General features: G+C 42.8%; 9 protein-coding genes. 1 reads left to right on the top strand and 8 read right to left on the bottom strand.

Annotated features, from left to right (window positions below; all coding sequences use genetic code 11):
* Positions 1 to 2: 2 nt before the first annotated feature.
* From DN068_RS00970 to DN068_RS00945, 6 genes are all read right to left on the bottom strand, one after another.
* Complete coding sequence (locus DN068_RS00970) at positions 3 to 725, bottom strand: hypothetical protein (RefSeq protein WP_110997006.1); 723 nt, start codon at positions 723 to 725, stop codon at positions 3 to 5.
* A 2-nt stretch (positions 726 to 727) separates the two neighbouring features.
* Complete coding sequence (locus tag DN068_RS00965; protein ID WP_110997005.1) at positions 728 to 7,201, bottom strand: hypothetical protein; 6,474 nt, start codon at positions 7,199 to 7,201, stop codon at positions 728 to 730.
* A gap of 10 nt (positions 7,202 to 7,211) precedes the next feature.
* Positions 7,212 to 7,817, bottom strand: coding sequence for a hypothetical protein (locus DN068_RS00960; protein WP_123985179.1), 606 nt, complete (start codon positions 7,815 to 7,817; stop codon positions 7,212 to 7,214).
* Positions 7,801 to 8,304: an OmpH family outer membrane protein gene (locus DN068_RS00955; protein ID WP_110997003.1), complete on the bottom strand. Its 504-nt coding sequence runs from the start codon at positions 8,302 to 8,304 to the stop codon at positions 7,801 to 7,803. Before DN068_RS00955 ends, DN068_RS00960 begins: the two co-directional genes overlap by 17 nt.
* Positions 8,301 to 9,413, bottom strand: a complete 1,113-nt coding sequence (locus DN068_RS00950; RefSeq protein WP_110997002.1) for a hypothetical protein — start codon at positions 9,411 to 9,413, stop codon at positions 8,301 to 8,303. Before DN068_RS00950 ends, DN068_RS00955 begins: the two co-directional genes overlap by 4 nt.
* A 132-nt stretch (positions 9,414 to 9,545) precedes the next feature.
* Positions 9,546 to 12,434 (bottom strand): hypothetical protein, encoded by a 2,889-nt coding sequence (locus DN068_RS00945; protein WP_123985178.1) that lies wholly within the window; start codon positions 12,432 to 12,434, stop codon positions 9,546 to 9,548.
* A gap of 471 nt (positions 12,435 to 12,905) precedes the next feature.
* On the opposite strand from DN068_RS00945, the gene DN068_RS00940 reads away from it, so the two are divergent.
* Positions 12,906 to 14,156, top strand: a complete 1,251-nt coding sequence (locus DN068_RS00940) for a Na+/H+ antiporter (protein WP_110997000.1) — start codon at positions 12,906 to 12,908, stop codon at positions 14,154 to 14,156.
* A gap of 213 nt (positions 14,157 to 14,369) precedes the next feature.
* Here DN068_RS00940 and DN068_RS00935 read toward each other — a convergent pair whose 3' ends face one another.
* Together DN068_RS00935 and DN068_RS00930 are read right to left on the bottom strand one after the other, a co-directional pair.
* Complete coding sequence (locus DN068_RS00935) at positions 14,370 to 15,737, bottom strand: TolC family protein (RefSeq protein ID WP_123985177.1); 1,368 nt, start codon at positions 15,735 to 15,737, stop codon at positions 14,370 to 14,372.
* Positions 15,738 to 15,754: 17 nt separating this feature from the next.
* Positions 15,755 to 16,864 (bottom strand): efflux RND transporter periplasmic adaptor subunit, encoded by a 1,110-nt coding sequence (locus DN068_RS00930; RefSeq protein ID WP_110996998.1) that lies wholly within the window; start codon positions 16,862 to 16,864, stop codon positions 15,755 to 15,757.
* Positions 16,865 to 16,873: the final 9 nt, after the last annotated feature.

Here is a 16,873-nt window from a genome sequence, read left to right as displayed (position 1 = left end):
CTTTATTTAATAATGGTTGAAAGTTTATAGTTTGCGTATCTTTTATTAAGTATAATGTTGGTATCGGCAACTGTAAAAAAACGTTGCAGATTGAACTGCTCGGGAGCTACCTTCGACTGGATATTATACAATACACAGCGTCTGATCCAAGTATCCGTTTCTTCTACGGCTTTGGGCTCTGCCGTTTCTATCACGATCTGTTCGAGCAAATAATTTTTCCGTGCCAGTTTTGCGGTAAGCGTCACATCTGTTGTTTCATCAGCATGAATATTTAGCCGAACGACAAACTGCGACGCTGTTGTATCCACTTTTAGCTTCCCGTATTTTGCGATGACTGAATCGGAGAACATTATTACTGCCGACGGCTCATCTGACATGCGAATGTTCATTTTCTTTTTCAGCACTGGCACATCACATACCGTTGCCATTTTGAAGTCATTATCCAGCTTACAGAAAAACCGGCCATCAAAAGCCGTAATTGCGCGGGCGCTGCTGTCTACATAACGTGGATTACTCCGGTAGATCCGCCCCTTTATGCTATCGACTACGACACCTTTTCCATTTACCAATTGAATAATATAGGCGTAGGACAGATCAGGGCTATTTAAAACCTTTAGTTGTTCCATCCATTTTAGCGGCCCTGGAATTGCAGCGTGTGAATGATAAACAATAGATGCTGCAAGCATACCGACAACCAGACTAATCTTCTTTATCTTCTTCATCATGGCTATGGATTTTTTGCATTTGACCTGCGACTTTCACTTACAGTCATCACACCTCTGTCTGTTTCTTTTTTTACACGCACCAAAATACCTTCCTGATCGTATTCATAAAAAGTAGCAAAGTGATTTTCGTCAAGCTGAGCTGCCAGTTTGAAGCTTATTGGATCATAAACAAACGACTTCATGTTCGCATCGATCGGGAACATTCTAATATCATCAATCCAGAGTCCTGAAGGAAATGAAACCGTTGCGTTTCCTGAAGCTGATGCAGGAACGTCGATTGTCGCTTCCAGAAGATACCAGCTTTCAATATTGCCGGTCTTAGGTGTCATCTGTGTCACATTTCCGTTGACCGAAACCGTACAATATTGCGCTGTTCCTGTGATAGAAGTACCCAAAGGATTTACCCAAACATCCAACAGATATTTTTTGCCTGGCGTGAGTAAAAACTTACCAATTTTATCGGTCTGCTGATTACCTATAGGCACATTAACTGGCGTACTGCCGGCGATCATTGAATAACGGCCACTATGACTAGTACCATTACTGACTGTCCAATTGCCATTGTCCGAAGTGCCTGTCCGTATGAAATAGTTTTGTCCATACCGTACCATCGCAGCGGTGCTGGTATAACCATTAAACATTTTCAGGAATGGCGATTGCAGATATTGCGTTTGCGGCTGTACAATATTCTGAACAAACATACCCCGTGTATTTTTAGGCATCAGCATCAGATAATCCTCAAACCCGTCAAAGAAGAAGTTTTCCTGGCGTGTATTTGACGCTACAGACAATGGCATTTGTTTGTTATAACCATACTGCGCTGAAGAATAATTGCCAAGGGCATCCATTTCTTCAATAGCATTCCCAAATACATCGTATTTGGTTGTTGCTCTTACTTGTTTCCAGAAAGTCGGCACAGCTACATTCGGTTGTGCCAGCAATACATCATGCGACTCTCCGCACGGACCCATATAGTTTGTGTTTGTAAATGTCCAGAATGGCTGCGTTAACGGAAATATGCCATCATAACGCGCATGCCCCGAATAGGTCCGGTTGGCAAAACGAACATATTCTGCCTGTGGACGGAAGTTACCTTTGTTACCCGTCACATAAGGATTTAATTCGTTACAGGCCAACCCGTCATAGGTATATATCTGACCTGAAGTAAGATTTGGATACAGTATGTTTTGATAATCTCCATACGCAGTTGCAACATCGGTAAACGTATTTGCAGATATTCCCAATAGATTGTTATATGCCTGTCCTGTGTATCCTGTATGCGGACCAAAGAGATCGGCTACGTCATTCTGATACGGATTTTGTGTCATAGCCATCTGCTGCACATAAGCAGACAAATTATTTCTTCTGCCAGACCGTATTATCTTAACATACGCTTTGGTAGCAGTCTGGATGGTTGACCAATAACTTTCGACCCCACCGATATTCGAAGAATATTTATAACGCGATGATACCAATAATGCGCAACGTTTGTTGGTACCTGCAGCAATTCTAGCACTATAACCACCACCGCCGCTTGAATTATCATAAATATCCTTGAAATGACAGCCCACCGAGCCGGAATTAAAGGATTCGCTAAGTACATAATTGTTCTTACCACTTACGGAATAATAGTATTGTGTATTCGGTGTAAGATCAAATGTCGCAAATGCAGCATCCCCACACGGCGGAACCGGAATTCCGTCAGTATAATTTACCGTCATCTGTTTAGTTACGGCACCAGAGGTACCGGTCACCGTTATGTAAGCAGGAAAATGGTCGCCCTGAAAATGCGGGACAAAAGAAACACTCGCAATGTTTCCGACCGGAGGTGGAGGTGCTACTGTATCATTATTCACACCAACACCAATCACCCAAAGTTTGTACTGTTTGCCTCCAGCTTTTACTTCCAGTTCGTCACCTGGCGCATAATTGTCCAGGTTATTGGTGTAAATATACCCATTGTAAAGTGGGCTTACCACGAGCGAATCCACATTTTCCTCAAAGCCTGTATTGCTATATGCTGGCCCCATACCATCGTAGGCCATATAAGCGGGATGTTTTAATTCAAACGTGTTGTCATTAAATTCGTTGCTGGTCTGTGAAAGAATAACACCACCCGTTTCGCCGTCATAGATCAGATTTTGTGTTATTGTTTTGGCTTTATGGTCGTAGGTTTCTATAGATTCCACCATACCATACTGCTGAATAATTTTGGTGGACACCTGCATTTTGAAAGTCTGTATTTCCTCCTTGTCAGGATAGAAAAGCGAAGGAATCGGCACCATAAGAATCCCCCACAAACTAACATTCAAGTTTGTGGCAATGTTCCGGTCAAAAGAGCGGAAATATTTTTCCCGGCTATCTACCGTAAAGTCCATCTCTTTTCCGAGCGTTACATCCTTCACGACAAAAGTATTCAGCGTGCCTCTTTTACGAACCATTGCTGTTACCGTATTACTCAACTTACCCACAGCATCTTTTCGGTAATTGTATCGAGTCCCTGTAATCAAATCATGTGTTACATACGCACTGCCGGCATCTTTGCGCAACACATAATTATTGATCGCCTTTGGCTTGCCATGCATATCATTCATAATAATCGAATAGCCTTGCAAAGCAGATTCATCAGAAACGGTTTTCCTTAGAGATCTTGTTTTCTTTGGCCCCGGATCGCTTTTATCGGTATAGCTTACCGAAATCGGAAAATCTTTTGCGGTATAATACAAATACTCATCTTCAGATTGAGAAGATCGCCCTTCGTTTACGTGAATGCTTTGCACACGTATACTGCTGTACCCGACTTCTGGCGATGGGAAGAACGATTCTCCAAACGGCTCTTCCTGGAAGAAATCCGTTGCCGGTAACCAGCGGCCCGCATCTGCCTGCCATGGCACCGGTTTACGGAACGGATTTTCATCGTTACCGATCATCGGTTCATAACTGGCCACACCACTACTCATTGTTCCATATTTACCATCATAGATGGTATAGTCATATTGTTTACCATAACTCGCATCACCGGAAGGATCATTACCTGAAAGTTTTGACCAATTGTCCTGCAGTTCTAATTTTTTCACCCGTATACCACCACCTCTCTTCTTCATACCGGGAGCTTGCAATCTTACCCAGGATTTGTCCACTTGTATATTACGTCCCTTGCCGTCTTTCAAAAGCTGCACAAACGGCTTTTTCATATGGGCTAGTTCACCACTCGAGCCAATAAGGCCCATCACAATATCACTAATACTATTACCCTCGCCTCCGGGATACAGTAGGTGCGGTAAATAATAACGCGCAATATTCAATCCATATAAAGTGGCAGGATGCATCTGCTTGCCATTCACATTTTCTTTCTTTACCCGGATATAAGCATAGTCACTGTTAGAATCACCATCACAATAACCAACCTCGGCAATATTCGCATACCCTTTTATCCTGTCGTACCTTCCGGTTCCGGTAACATCCATACCAAAATTGTAGTATAAAATATCCTGCCCTTCCAGATAATTATCCTTGAGACTCAATCCCGGCACTTCCAGGTCTTTTCTCCTTTTGAAGTATATATAGTCCTGTATCGTTTCAGTTCCTTCATAAAGACTTGTTTTGTGCGCAAGCTTCGGTGTATTACCTACCCCCACGATCTGGAACATTTGCATGGCCCTACGGTCTTGCACATAAGCATAATCATCACTTTCATAGGTAACATGAATATTCCCTCCTGAAGGCAATTTAACATCGGTCATATTCCAGGCCGTAACTGCGTCTCCTGTACCGGCGGACTGATCTACGTAAGGAAACTCATAATTGGTAAGCTGCGGATTATTCTGCTTATAATTTCCCCAACGGTCTTTTGACGCGAAGTCATACGCAGGATTAGGTGTGTTATAAGAAAATACATAAGGGCTCAACAGATTTTTATCCGATGTTCCATAACGAATATAGATGCGTTCCAGGGTAAGCTTACCGTTGGCGGAAGCGTTGTAATTGCTGCCATCAACGTTAGTTAGTGACTCAGCGGGATGGATTGAATTCGGTGTGCCAGGGCAAAGTCGATAACTATAAGAGAAAATTACGGTCTTAATTGGCACCGCATTGTCACTGTTCAGATACCGATCGTGCTTATTATAAAGTTTGATGGAATCCAACTTGTAGCTCGAGGAAACATTGCTGCGTGGAGCCTTGTAAAGCGCCGCCCCAGATAATTTAGTATCTCCTGTCAATACCGCTGCGGCAATCCCTTCTCCATCGTCCCTTTTTGAGATGTAAAACTCCGCAATATAATTTTTGGACTCCACAGAGCGTAAATGCCATTGCTGCCTGGATCCCTGCAGATAACTACCCTTCCCGTCTTTAAGATCGCTCCAGAACCCTGGATCATACTGCGCTTTTGTCGTATCATATGGCGTCCTCCAACGGTAATCGGAGTCAACGCAATTGTAATTAAATTTTACAAAGGTGCCCATATCGTCATCTGTAGGACCGTCTCCCATTACGTCTACGTAGTCACTGGAAAGAACAGACGTAAGCAAATAACTATGTGCATATGCCGGTGTATTCGCACCCATGTAATAATTATCACGCCCCTGGTGATTGAGAGGCCCATCATCTCCGGTATTAATTGTTACGAGACCATTATTTGCATTAGCAGAAGCTTCATTTACACTAAAAGTTGCTTCCCGGGAAACATTTGTCATTGCAGGGATGCCATAAATGTAGCGACGTCCATCTGCCAGTGTTTGTGTAAACTCACTGATATGATCTTTCTGAGCTTTTAGAAGATCACCATTGGTGTAACGATTGTGTTTTTTTTCGGCAGGATTATAATAGCCGGCAGTACTGTCTTTATAATCCCTGTATTGCGCATACTGTGCCAATTCGGGAAGGGATGCTTCGTAAGCTGTCAAATAGGTGAGCAGATTGGCACGCGTGGTACGATCTATGACATGACCGTCCCAGTAAATATGCTTGCCGTCCATTTGACCTGGGAACCCGCCACCGGCACCATTTTTGCCAGTCGTTCTGAGCATATTACTTTGCAGGTAAACAGGGTCATCGTAAAACAACGAAGCTGCTTCCGTTTGCTGATTATAAGTAAATTCCCCTGCCTGTTTGAAATAAGCTTTCTCATATAAAGTACCGGGAGAATTTCCACCAAACTTCATATTATTCCACGGACCAGAAGTGTTGATATTGTCATAAATATTAACATCTGTTCCTGCCTCAAATAAATTACCATAACCAAATTCGAGCAGCAAATCAGCTCCGTTCCCTGATGCGGATGTCAGGGGGTCATACACCGTTCCGATATCATTCCGGAATGGACGAAACATGCCACCCGTACCTTGTCCATTGATAGAATAGATATCATAAGTCAAAGCACCAGCAGGCAAATTCTGAAGAGACTTATTATAGATACCATCTTTATCCCGGGTAAAATCAAGAATTGCGTCACCATTTTCCGGAGCATTTTCCATATATAGATAACCATAGCCATGTTTTGAACCATCAGAATTATATTTCAAACTACTTATACCAGCGTTGAAATATAAATTGGGATATGCAGTCCATGCTTCAAAACCCAGGCGGGTCTGAAATTGAAAACTGCTCATGGTTGAAGCGTTAGAAACTACCGGCACATAGTTTTGCATGCCAATGGGAATGGTAGTACTATACCCCTCCGTGTTTACAGTCGCGCGGGTACCTTTCGGTTTTTTTTCCCCTTCGCTACTTCGTGTCACTGTCATTCCTCCACTAGAAGAAAATGAAATATCTTTCAATCCAGATCTTGAGTTGAAACCACTTCCTGCGCTGACGCTCGCAGTAAAGCCGCCGCCGGCATTTTTTTCTACAAAGTTTCCTGTAGAATAGCCGACTCCAGCATTCAGGTCTACGTCTGCTCCCGTTTGTGAACCAACTCCTATGCCGCCACCAATGTTAACAGTATTGAACAAAGAAACAGAACCATTCACGTTTGCCCCAACGCCTACGCCTCTGTAAGAATTGTAGTTGATATACCATCCTAAACCGATACCACCACTTAGCAAATCTTTACCGACTAATTCACTGCCAACATTGGCCCCGCTCGCAATACGGAAATTTTGCTCCTCTTTAATATGCAACGTCTTTTCAATTGTCTCACCATTGAAATCATCTGGCAACCCGCGCACAGCTCTGTTAATCTCGCCTGGGTTGATATTCCATCCAAGACCGACCCAACTGGCTTCCTGCTCGATGCTAATTCCACTGTGGTAGGAGATATTAATCGGATAGCCTTCCACATCCATCAAGGGTATGTTGTAATTAAAATCGCCCGAAAACATGTTTACCATGTCGGTGGTGCCCACAGGCTCGAAGCTCTGCACTTCAGGTTGCGAAGGACCCGTAGTCAACGCCAGTGCTTTCAGCGGATAAAGCAATTGATAGGAAAGGGAAAATAAAAGGGTATATGCTGTTACTCTGATTGTACGTTTTTTCATCTTACAGCAGTTATAATTGGATATTCGGTAATTGAGATATAGTTGATTGACTAAATTCTGCTTTAATCGCAGGTGTATGAGTGTACCGGTCATTAAAGGTTAACGACAGATCCTTTTGTACATTCTTTACGCTAAAGCCTATTATGATCGTATTTTCAGGTGAAAGACCATAGTTGTTTTCAAAATGATACGCCAACTTCTGAAGTTCTGATCCATTCTGGATTAAAGAAAAATCTGCTGCTGCCAGCTGACCATAATATGCTTCCATTTGAGCTGCGTGCTCCTGGTCGGTCATTGACGTGCCTTCCGTAGTATTCTCTTTATTCTTTCTGGCCATCTTCACGATAAAAAAAACAGTACCGTCCAGTTCTGCAAGCCGTTTCTTCCAGAGCTCCGCATCAATACTTCCTGTTTTGTTGATCAGCTCTCTACAAGCCATGTATTGCGGCGTAGCCAATTGAATTTTATAAATCATGGCATTTGTTTCCACCGTTCTACAGCAACCATTCGCAGGGTCTTCCATATACCGGATGAAACCCGCTGGAGAATTGTGATCATAGGAACCGCCACAAGACAACAGCAGCATTATCATCAAAAAACTAGCTACCTTTTTCATAGTTGATGTTTATGTATTTGATCGCTTCATCGGTAACATCAGATTGTTTGCTACCATATAGCACTGTACCCTGGCCGTTTGCACCAACTACTATTTCATATCCTTTGTCTTTTCCAAAACGTTCCAGCGCAGGGTTTAATCGCTCCCATACTTTCCGGGAAATTTCCTGATTGGACTGTTCGTAAAATTTCTCGAGGGCAAACTCTCTTTTCGTAATTACGGTGTCCAAGTGTGATGCAGCAACTCCTGAACTAGTTCTTCGCAGCATTTTGAGACTATCTGTGCCATTCTTGATTGTATAAAGGTTATGGGCAGCAGTCGCTTCCATGTCTTTTTTGAATTTATATTGCTCCACCAGTTTGTTGATGTCGACAAACACAACTCCTTTCTTATTAAAATGCTCATAGCACAGGTTGCCCAACAACACTAGTGTCACGCACAAAGTCACAGATAACAGAATTCTGTCTACAGATAATTTCTTGCTCATTTCAAATAAAGTGGATTGGTGTAAGTAAATGGTACGATGTACTCTTTTTGATCTTTAGATTTTATATGGAGATCATATTTCTTGTTATGACCTAATGCAATCTTTTCTGCCAAGTTTATCACGAAAAAGTTTTCGCCGGGTGTTACGGAAACGATAGAATCAGGAAGATTTACAGCTTTTTTATCCTCGTCGAACAACTGCATTTTCAAAGTATCATTTGCCTGCTCCGAGATATACTTTAACTTAAGTTGGCCAGTAGCATATAAACGAGTATCGCCATTGTGACTCGCAAACTCATAATACGATTGATCTTTGGGCACCGATTGCAACAAACTGTCATCCACAATTATGAACTTCCAAACTTCCGCACCTCCTAAAAGAATGCCTTTGTAGTAAGCATCAACCGTCCATACATAAGGCTGCCATTTCTCCAGTGGCTTAGCAGTCACCGGATATACAATGCTGGTGCCCATCACGCTGTTGTCCTGATACATGGCAGGATTGCGGGCGATGGCGTTTTGCGGATTCTGACCTTGCTTTTGTTCTGCTACGCGAACACGGTAAGTAAGCGCACTGGCAAACGGATAGTTTACCATCCAGCTCAACATTGGATAGTTTTCATGCAGCTTCGCATTATTCTCCGGATCTACCAGATTAATGAGAAAAATATCGTTCGCTCTATTGTAAATACAGGCGTCTGATGGTGTGCCGGGTTGTGTTTCATTGCCCGGAGTTGCAAGAGATAACGCCACACAATACTCATAATTACCTTCTGGTAATTTGGAATAATTGAGAAACAACTCACGCAATGCACTCTCGGAAAAATCCCAGCTCAGACGGCTCACTTTATCGCGGGTGATCATGTTGACACCGGGCTGGACGTTTGTATAAAATGTATAGCCAATGCGGAGTCTGCTGTTCCGATAACGAATGCTGCCCATCAGTTTTACCTGATGACTCGCGCCGCTATTATTGATCACTTGCATATTAAACACATTGTTCGGCGTGATTTCTATCCCGTCCAACTGATCGAGGTTCACCAGTATATTCTGGCTATAACCTACGCTGGCAGCAACAAGCAGCAATAGCAGGGTTAGGTATTTTTTCATTTTGTTTCTTATTGTTGTGTTGTTAAGTAAAAAATATTAGCCTCATCCAACTCCTCTAAAGGAGGAGGACTTGCACCGCGAGTACGTCTTACGTTGATAAACGCCGATTTAACCACTTGACCCTTTAAACATTTACCTTTTCTTGAGTTTAAACTGCCAACCCATTCCGATTTGTCCTGCATATAGATTCGTTCTCGGAGACTGTACTGTCAATCGGTAATTCGTATACCTTGCCTGCAATCGCAGCATAATTGGCCATTTTACAAAACGGTATTGCAAGCCAGCTGTTGTTGACATCCGTTGCAAACCGAAACCTGCAATTGCTATTTCTTCGGCCAGATTGACCGACAATTGTGAGGTAATTGCGCGGCCGCCGCCGATGCTCATAAACCAGGTTGACAGATCAAAACTTTTACCTGTAGCCGTATCCGTTACTGGCATCTGACTCCAACCACTGCTCGCAGTATAACTATCTTGTTTTAGCGTCAGGATATAAGTTGCCTGTACCATTTTGCTGGCGTAGCGTATGGTATCCATATTGCTGCTATTCTGATTGTACACCACACTAAAACGATGACTGATTTTATTCTTCTTAAATTGATAAGAAGCCCTACCCGTCCATACTTCACCGGTCATTGGCCGTTGTGGCACATTGAGTGTATCGCTGTAAGCTCTAAACGTTGAAAACGGTTTGTACGAAAGTTGTAACGATGGAAAACGTTTGGAGTGGGTGGCAATATCAAAGCCCCATTTATTGCTGTAAGCTGTATTGCCAAAATTGTTTTGCTCCATGTAGTTAAACTGCAAACCAACGGTCAGAAAGGAATGGAACAAATCAGTTGTTGTAGCAACTGTATACCGATCGGTACCGGCTTTGCTATAAGGCAATGTACTGTTCTCAAATGCTCTGCCCGCGTGCTCCCACTCTCCCTGTAATTGCGTGGTAGTATACGGAATCATCAGATCGAAATTCGTTTTGGTGGCGCTGTGATCCATATCGAACTGCACGGTTTCTCCTTTCTTCATGGAAGTTGCGCCTTCCACTTGTGCATTAAGAAACTTAGTCAACTCACCCTGATAATTAATCGACACGATCGTTACAGGTTCTGTATAGGACTGGCCTGCGATATCGCTATGTTGGTAAAAAGTATCTTTCCCAAGCGTTTTTATCGCCGGACTATAACCATAATACAACAGCTCTATATGTTGCTTTTTGAATGGCTTGAAAGTCAGCTTACCTAAGTAACTGTTATAATTATCCACGCTGCCATCCCGGCTTACATACTGTGTTTTACCCAATGTCACAGCTGCTTTTACAAAACCAAAATCATAGCCGGTACTCATTCCTTTTAGATTTTGACCAGCCATTGTGTAGTCGGACTCATATTGATTGATGATACCCGCATCAAAATGTGTTAACCCTGCGGCGAAAGTTTTCACTTTACCATCAGGAAGTAAACCTGCAGAGGCTTTCAATAGATCTTTATAACTGCTTTCATCACCTTTTTCCAATGCCTGAATTTTGCTGTAGGTAATGGCAGAATCAAGATGCAGTTGTGTACGGTATTGATCAAGCAATGTTCTGTATTTTTCGTATTGCTTTTCCAATGCAACGATCCGGTCGTAACGCTTTTGAATTTCGGCTTTATCTTTTTCTATTTTTTGGCGCGCGGTCTGCAGTTTATTGAGCGCTTTGCTACTGTCGGTGTGCTCATCCAACTGACGCAGGGCTGTACTACGAAGTTTAGAAGTATCAATATTTTTGGGCAGATCAGAAAGCACCTGATCAAGGTTGCCTTCGTTATTTTTCAATGATTGTTCGCTAAGACCGTAATTGCGGGAAAGGTCGTCGAGCAGGCTTCCTTTTTCATTCTCGAGTTTATTAAGATAGGAACCATACATCATCTGCAGGCCTTGTCCTTTCGCAACTGTTTCACCGAATTTACTTTTATAGGTATTGATTTTTTGCAGCAGTTCTTCTTTAGCCGTAGCTACCTCATAATGAAAGCGGATATAGCTGGCCTTCGCCTGACGGTTTGCATCTTGCGTTGTATAAAAACCTTCGATTCCAACCGGCATATCAAAAACGCGCGTATCTATCTGAGCACGAAATTCTGTGTAATTGTTGTCCTGCATGGAACCTGGCTCCTGACCGTTGCCCAGATATTGACTCAATTCCACATTCCCTTTGAGCACTTCTTTTTGATCTTTACCCTTGGCAAATAAATCACGCAGTTCGCCGCTTACACTTTGAAAATCGCCAAGGTCATTATGCACCAACGCACCGGCATTGTCCTTAAGCATAGATCCCTCACCCGCAATTTTATCCTGCATGCCTTTACCAGCAACGATTTCATAGCGTCCCAAAAACCATTCTTCATAGTATAGTTCGCTATAAGTCTTACCATCAATCATCAACGGATGGACGCTAATACCTTTTTCACTCCGCAATTTTTTGCTGATGCGGGTTGTTTGTTTTTGCAGCTGATCTTTAGATGCCGCAATTTGTTTGGAAATATTCTTTGGATTATTGATTGACTTAGATGCACCTCCGAGTAATTCGTTAGTACTAATCCGCAAAGGACTCTTATAAGACAGATTGCTGTCCACCGGCTGGTAGAACTGCTTGAAAGCTTTGACGGTACTGTCTTTGCTCTGAATGGAAACACCTGTAAGATAAATACCAGGCGGCATTGCACCCAACTTAGTTATGGCGCGGATAAAACTCTGATTGGTATTACTGCTGTTATTTGCTTTCGAAAAATTGAGTTCCGTAAACGATGGGCCTTTATTGAGCGGAACATTTTCGAAGACATAATGATATACCGGAATGGTGTCCTTACTTCGTACCTGTCTGCAATCAATAGTAACGGTCACTATTTTCTTTATGGAACTCTGATAAGTAAGCCGCTGTGAAACCGATGTCTGATCTGTTGATGAAGGATGATCTAAGACGAACTCGAAGCTAGCAGTATCATCCAGTATCTGGGCAATACCACTTGTGCCTGGCAGTATCATCACGGCTAGCAGGGCTAAAAAAACTTTTATGCAGAGTTCGGTTCGCAAGCTTGGGTTACAAGTTTGGGGTATCAGTTATTTTGGTTTACGAGTGCCATCACACAACTTCTTCATCAGGAATCATGTGATCTGGTCAGCAACCCTTATTCCGCGAAATTCTATTCTGCAAATCGTTTCAAGCACATCAGCCAAAACTAACGCGCATGTAAATACGAAACATTGCATCAAGAAATGTCGAAATAAAATTGCTGGTCCCAATGCCCGGAAGCATTGAGAAATTTAATTTCAAAAAGGAATTTGCGCAGGGTTCTTTGTTCGATTCAAATCTCTCCCAAGAGAATCGGCCGCAAAGTTAAAAACTCTTTTGCGACTTTAACAAACTCTTTACAAAAAAAATTTTCGAACATTTTTTTATATTTTAATATGGAGAAATATCAGCGTCTCTAAAAAGGAATTGTCATCAGGATTCAGCTTATGGAAAACTACAGCGTCGTTATTTTTATCATGGCCATTATGATCGCGCTGTCCGCAGTGGCGAAAAAAATAAATATTCCTTATCCTGTCCTTCTGATTATTGCCGGCATAGCAATTGGCTTTATTCCTGCAGTACCTGAAATTGTTTTGAATTCAGAAGTCGTATTCCTGATTTTTTTACCGCCGTTGCTTTACGATGCAGCTTTTAATATCTCATTTCAGGATTTCCGCACCCATCTCAATACCATCAGCACACTCGCTGTAGGCCTTGTATTCCTGACTACGATTGGTGTTGCTATTGTTGCCCATTTTATCATTCCGGGCATGAGTTGGCCGTTGACGTTTGTATTGGGTGCAATTCTTTCTGCCACAGATGCCGTTGCAGCGATTGGCATTACCAAGGGATTAGGCTTATCGCATAAAACAGTAACCATACTGGAAGGCGAAAGCCTGGTCAATGATGCATCTGCATTGGTAGCCTATCGTTTTGCTGTAGCAGCTGTGACCGGCACTGCGTTTGTATTATGGAAGGCAACTTTACATTTTGCAGTGCTTATGTCTGGCGGTTTTGTAGTTGGATTTGTATTGGGCAAAACACTTGCATTTGTTTTAAAAAGAGTGTACGGCAATCCGCTGGTTACTGTTTCACTCATGCTGCTGGCGCCATTCGTGGCTTATCTCCTGGCAGAATCATTCCATGTATCGGGCGTGATCGCTGTGGTGATCATCGGCATCGGCAGTTCACGTTTCAGTGACCGCGTCTTCCCGGAACAACTCAAACAGCAATCAAAATCATTTTGGGACGTTATCATTTTTCTGCTCAACGGACTCATCTTTATCCTCATCGGACTGGAATTTCCATATGTGGTAAAGGACGTAAGCAATCATAAAATCTGGTCGCTGATCGGCTATTCGCTTATTATTACAGTTGTAGCACTCCTGATCCGGATGGCGCGGGTATTCCTGCAGAAATTGAATTTGCAGAACACGTTTAAAAAACGAAAACAAAAAATACCGAGAGAAGCGTTGCTCGATTTTCAAACAAGCGTAATCATTAGCTGGTCGGGTATGAGAGGTATTGTGTCGCTTGCAATTGCACTCGGTCTGCCAACCAAATTGGAAAATGGCACGCCGTTTCCGATGCGCAGCGATATTATTTTCATTTCGGTAGCGGTTGTATTGTTTACACTCATTGGACAAGGGCTTACACTACCATGGGTAGTAAAAAGAATGAGCAGAATTCAGAAGTAGAAAGTATCAAGTATCAAGTATCAAGTATCAAGTATCAAGCTATTGCCAAACATTGATGTTTTGTGTCGCAGCTTGATATTATTTACGCTGATTTTAAGCATCAAATATGTGTGTTTAGCACAACCGCTGAAATGATTTTCTACTCGAAGGAATATTTGTAAATAATAACAGCTTGATACTTGATACTTACTACATGATACTTAATAACAGCGATTATTTCACCACAGCGCCAACGTAGTAGTCGATCACTTTCTTCTGAAGCATCAGATTCACGGAAGCCTGCACTCTATTTTGCTGTGCCTGCAACAACACGAGCTGTGCGTTGGCTTCCGTAATAAAATCTGAAGCACCTTCTTTGTATCTTCCGTTAATAGCTTCATAGGCTTTTTCAGCAGCATTTACACCTACATCTACTGTCTCCATTTTCTGCACCGCATTTACATAATCGTTGTACGCTTGTTTTACGCCAACCGTAACGCCGATCTGCGCATCCTTCAAGTCAATATTGGCATTCGTTGAATTGATCTTCGCTGTTGTTACAGCCGACTTTGTATAGAAGCGATCAAAAATATTCCAGCTCGCCGTGATAGCCGCTAAACCATAAGTGTATTTATACAGCTGTGTTGGGATTGCTTCCTGCGAAACGGGTAACGCATCTTTGCCATTGATGGCAAGGTCATGGAAGAATGCTCCATTATTGTAAGCACCTACCGAAAATGCAACCGATGGCAAATACCCGCTCTTGTATTTCTTAATATTCCAAAGCGCATATTTGGTATTTAATTCCGCTGATTTTAAATCTACACGCTCGTCCATTGCGGTTTGTAATAAGGCATCACGATTGCCATATTGTTTGGCACTCGCGCCGTCATCAACTGATATGTCCGCTATTTCATAACTGTCGGCAGAATCAATACGGAGCTTCTGTAACAGCAGAATTTTATCATTCTGCAATCTATTTTTGGCACTGATGAAAACTAATTTATCGTTACTGGTCTGTGCTTGCTGTTGATATAAATCTGTTTTTGCCTTACGACCAATATCTGTCAAGACTTTCAGCTGATCTTCACGCTTCAGTGATATGTCTAAATTGGCGCTATCGAGTGCTACTATTTTCCGGTCCAGAATTACCTGCAAATATGACTGGGTTACATCCAGTGTGATCTGTTGCTTCGCACGTTCCAGTGTGTATTCAGACATCTGCTGATTGAGTTTGGATGCTTTCCAGCTGGAATAATTATAATAACCGGAAAATATATTCACACTGCTCGTGAGCTGATAATTGAACTGACTTTTGGCTTCATCGATCAATGCCCCGCCCGATGAAGAAAAGAAATTGTTCCCTTTGTCGAAATTATAACCAGCGCCGGCAACCAGATTTGGGAGAAATTGTCCATAAGCGGCCAATACCTGCGCACCGGCCAAAGCCACGTTATTGTTGCCTTTCAGCGCTGCCGTAGATTTATCCAATGCTATATTCACACAGTCTTGTAAATTCAGCGTCGTTACCTGCTGCGCCTCCGCTGTCCCACCCGCTATAAGCACCATGACGACAGCCGTTTTTAATATTCCTTTATTCACTTTCTGCTGTTTACAGGTTAAGACTGAATTCTGATTTTCTGTCCTTCGGTCAATTCCGGACTCACATTTAAACCGATCTGTTCGCCTTCTGTCAGGCCACTGAGAATGGTTACATTGCTGCCGTCATTGTTACCTACTTCCACAGGCTGGTAATGAATCTGACTGCCGGTGCCGATTACCGGAACAAAATATTTATTCCCGCGAACCACCAGCGCCTCTGCCGGAATCATCAGATGTTTCTGTGCAGAAGGCTGAAATGTAACCTGCAGATAACCACCCGGGATGATTTCGTTTTTATCGTTTGGCAAATCAATTTCCACCAGCATCATTCTTGTTTTCGGATCAAGCTCCCCCGCAATACGCGTTACAGTGGCTTTAATCTGCATATCCGGCTTTTCAGTCATTGTGATCGTAACCGGATATCCTTCCTGCAAGAAGGCTGCGTCGTTTTGCGCAACGTATACATACACCCTTATCTTATTGAGCTGCGAAACCGTTACCAGTGGCTGCGCGCTGGTTTGCGAATTGGTTGCATTCTGTACCAGAGCACCAGGATCTGCAAAACGTGCAGTCACCGTTCCGGAAAATGGCGCAACAATATTTTTGTACTGCATTTGCTCGCGCAACGAAGTGACAGTTGAAGTGGCCATTGTCACTGCTGTTTCGCTACGTTCTTCATCTTCTTTAGAGATGTATTCTTTTGTCAGCAAAGCACGGTCACGGTCCAAGATTTTCTTTTTATTCTGAAGATCCGCCAGTGCTGCATTATAAGCCTGGTCTGTTTCCGGCGAAACAATTGTCGCGAGTAATTGCCCCTGGCTTACTTTATCACCTTTGTCTACATTAATCTTATTCATGTAACCGCTGGTCTTTGCGTACAAGGTCACACTTTGAAACGGACGTGCCTCACCAATCAACGTCAGACCTTTGGAAGCGCTGTTCATCCCGGCTTTTATCACTTTTACTGTTGGTCCTTCTTTTACTTGTTTGGTACGTGCTTCGGTTTCTGAAGCGTACGCTTTCTTTTGTCTGGAAAGCATCAACAGCAAGCCCATAGCGGCTATGGCAACTATAAGACCGCCACCGATCCAGATGCGGACTGTTGTTTTTTTCTTTTCGATACTCATATATAGTTC

The organism is Taibaiella soli (genome assembly GCF_003236175.1).
In the GTDB taxonomy this organism is placed as follows: Bacteria; Bacteroidota; Bacteroidia; order Chitinophagales; family Chitinophagaceae; genus QKTW01.
The sequence above is the reverse complement of the archived record's forward strand: the minus strand, read 5'-3'. Positions and strand labels throughout refer to the sequence as shown.

Excerpts from the sequence above, each read along its gene's own strand:
- DN068_RS00965 (WP_110997005.1), bottom strand. The coding sequence starts at position 7,201 with ATGAAAAAACGTACAATCAGAGTAACAGCATATACCCTTTTATTTTCC.
- DN068_RS00970 (WP_110997006.1), bottom strand. The coding sequence starts at position 725 with ATGATGAAGAAGATAAAGAAGATTAGTCTGGTTGTCGGTATGCTTGCA.
- DN068_RS00960 (WP_123985179.1), bottom strand. The coding sequence starts at position 7,817 with ATGAAAAAGGTAGCTAGTTTTTTGATGATAATGCTGCTGTTGTCTTGT.
- DN068_RS00930 (WP_110996998.1), bottom strand. The coding sequence starts at position 16,864 with ATGAGTATCGAAAAGAAAAAAACAACAGTCCGCATCTGGATCGGTGGC.
- DN068_RS00940 (WP_110997000.1), top strand. The coding sequence starts at position 12,906 with ATGGAAAACTACAGCGTCGTTATTTTTATCATGGCCATTATGATCGCG.
- DN068_RS00955 (WP_110997003.1), bottom strand. The coding sequence starts at position 8,304 with ATGAGCAAGAAATTATCTGTAGACAGAATTCTGTTATCTGTGACTTTG.
- DN068_RS00950 (WP_110997002.1), bottom strand. The coding sequence starts at position 9,413 with ATGAAAAAATACCTAACCCTGCTATTGCTGCTTGTTGCTGCCAGCGTA.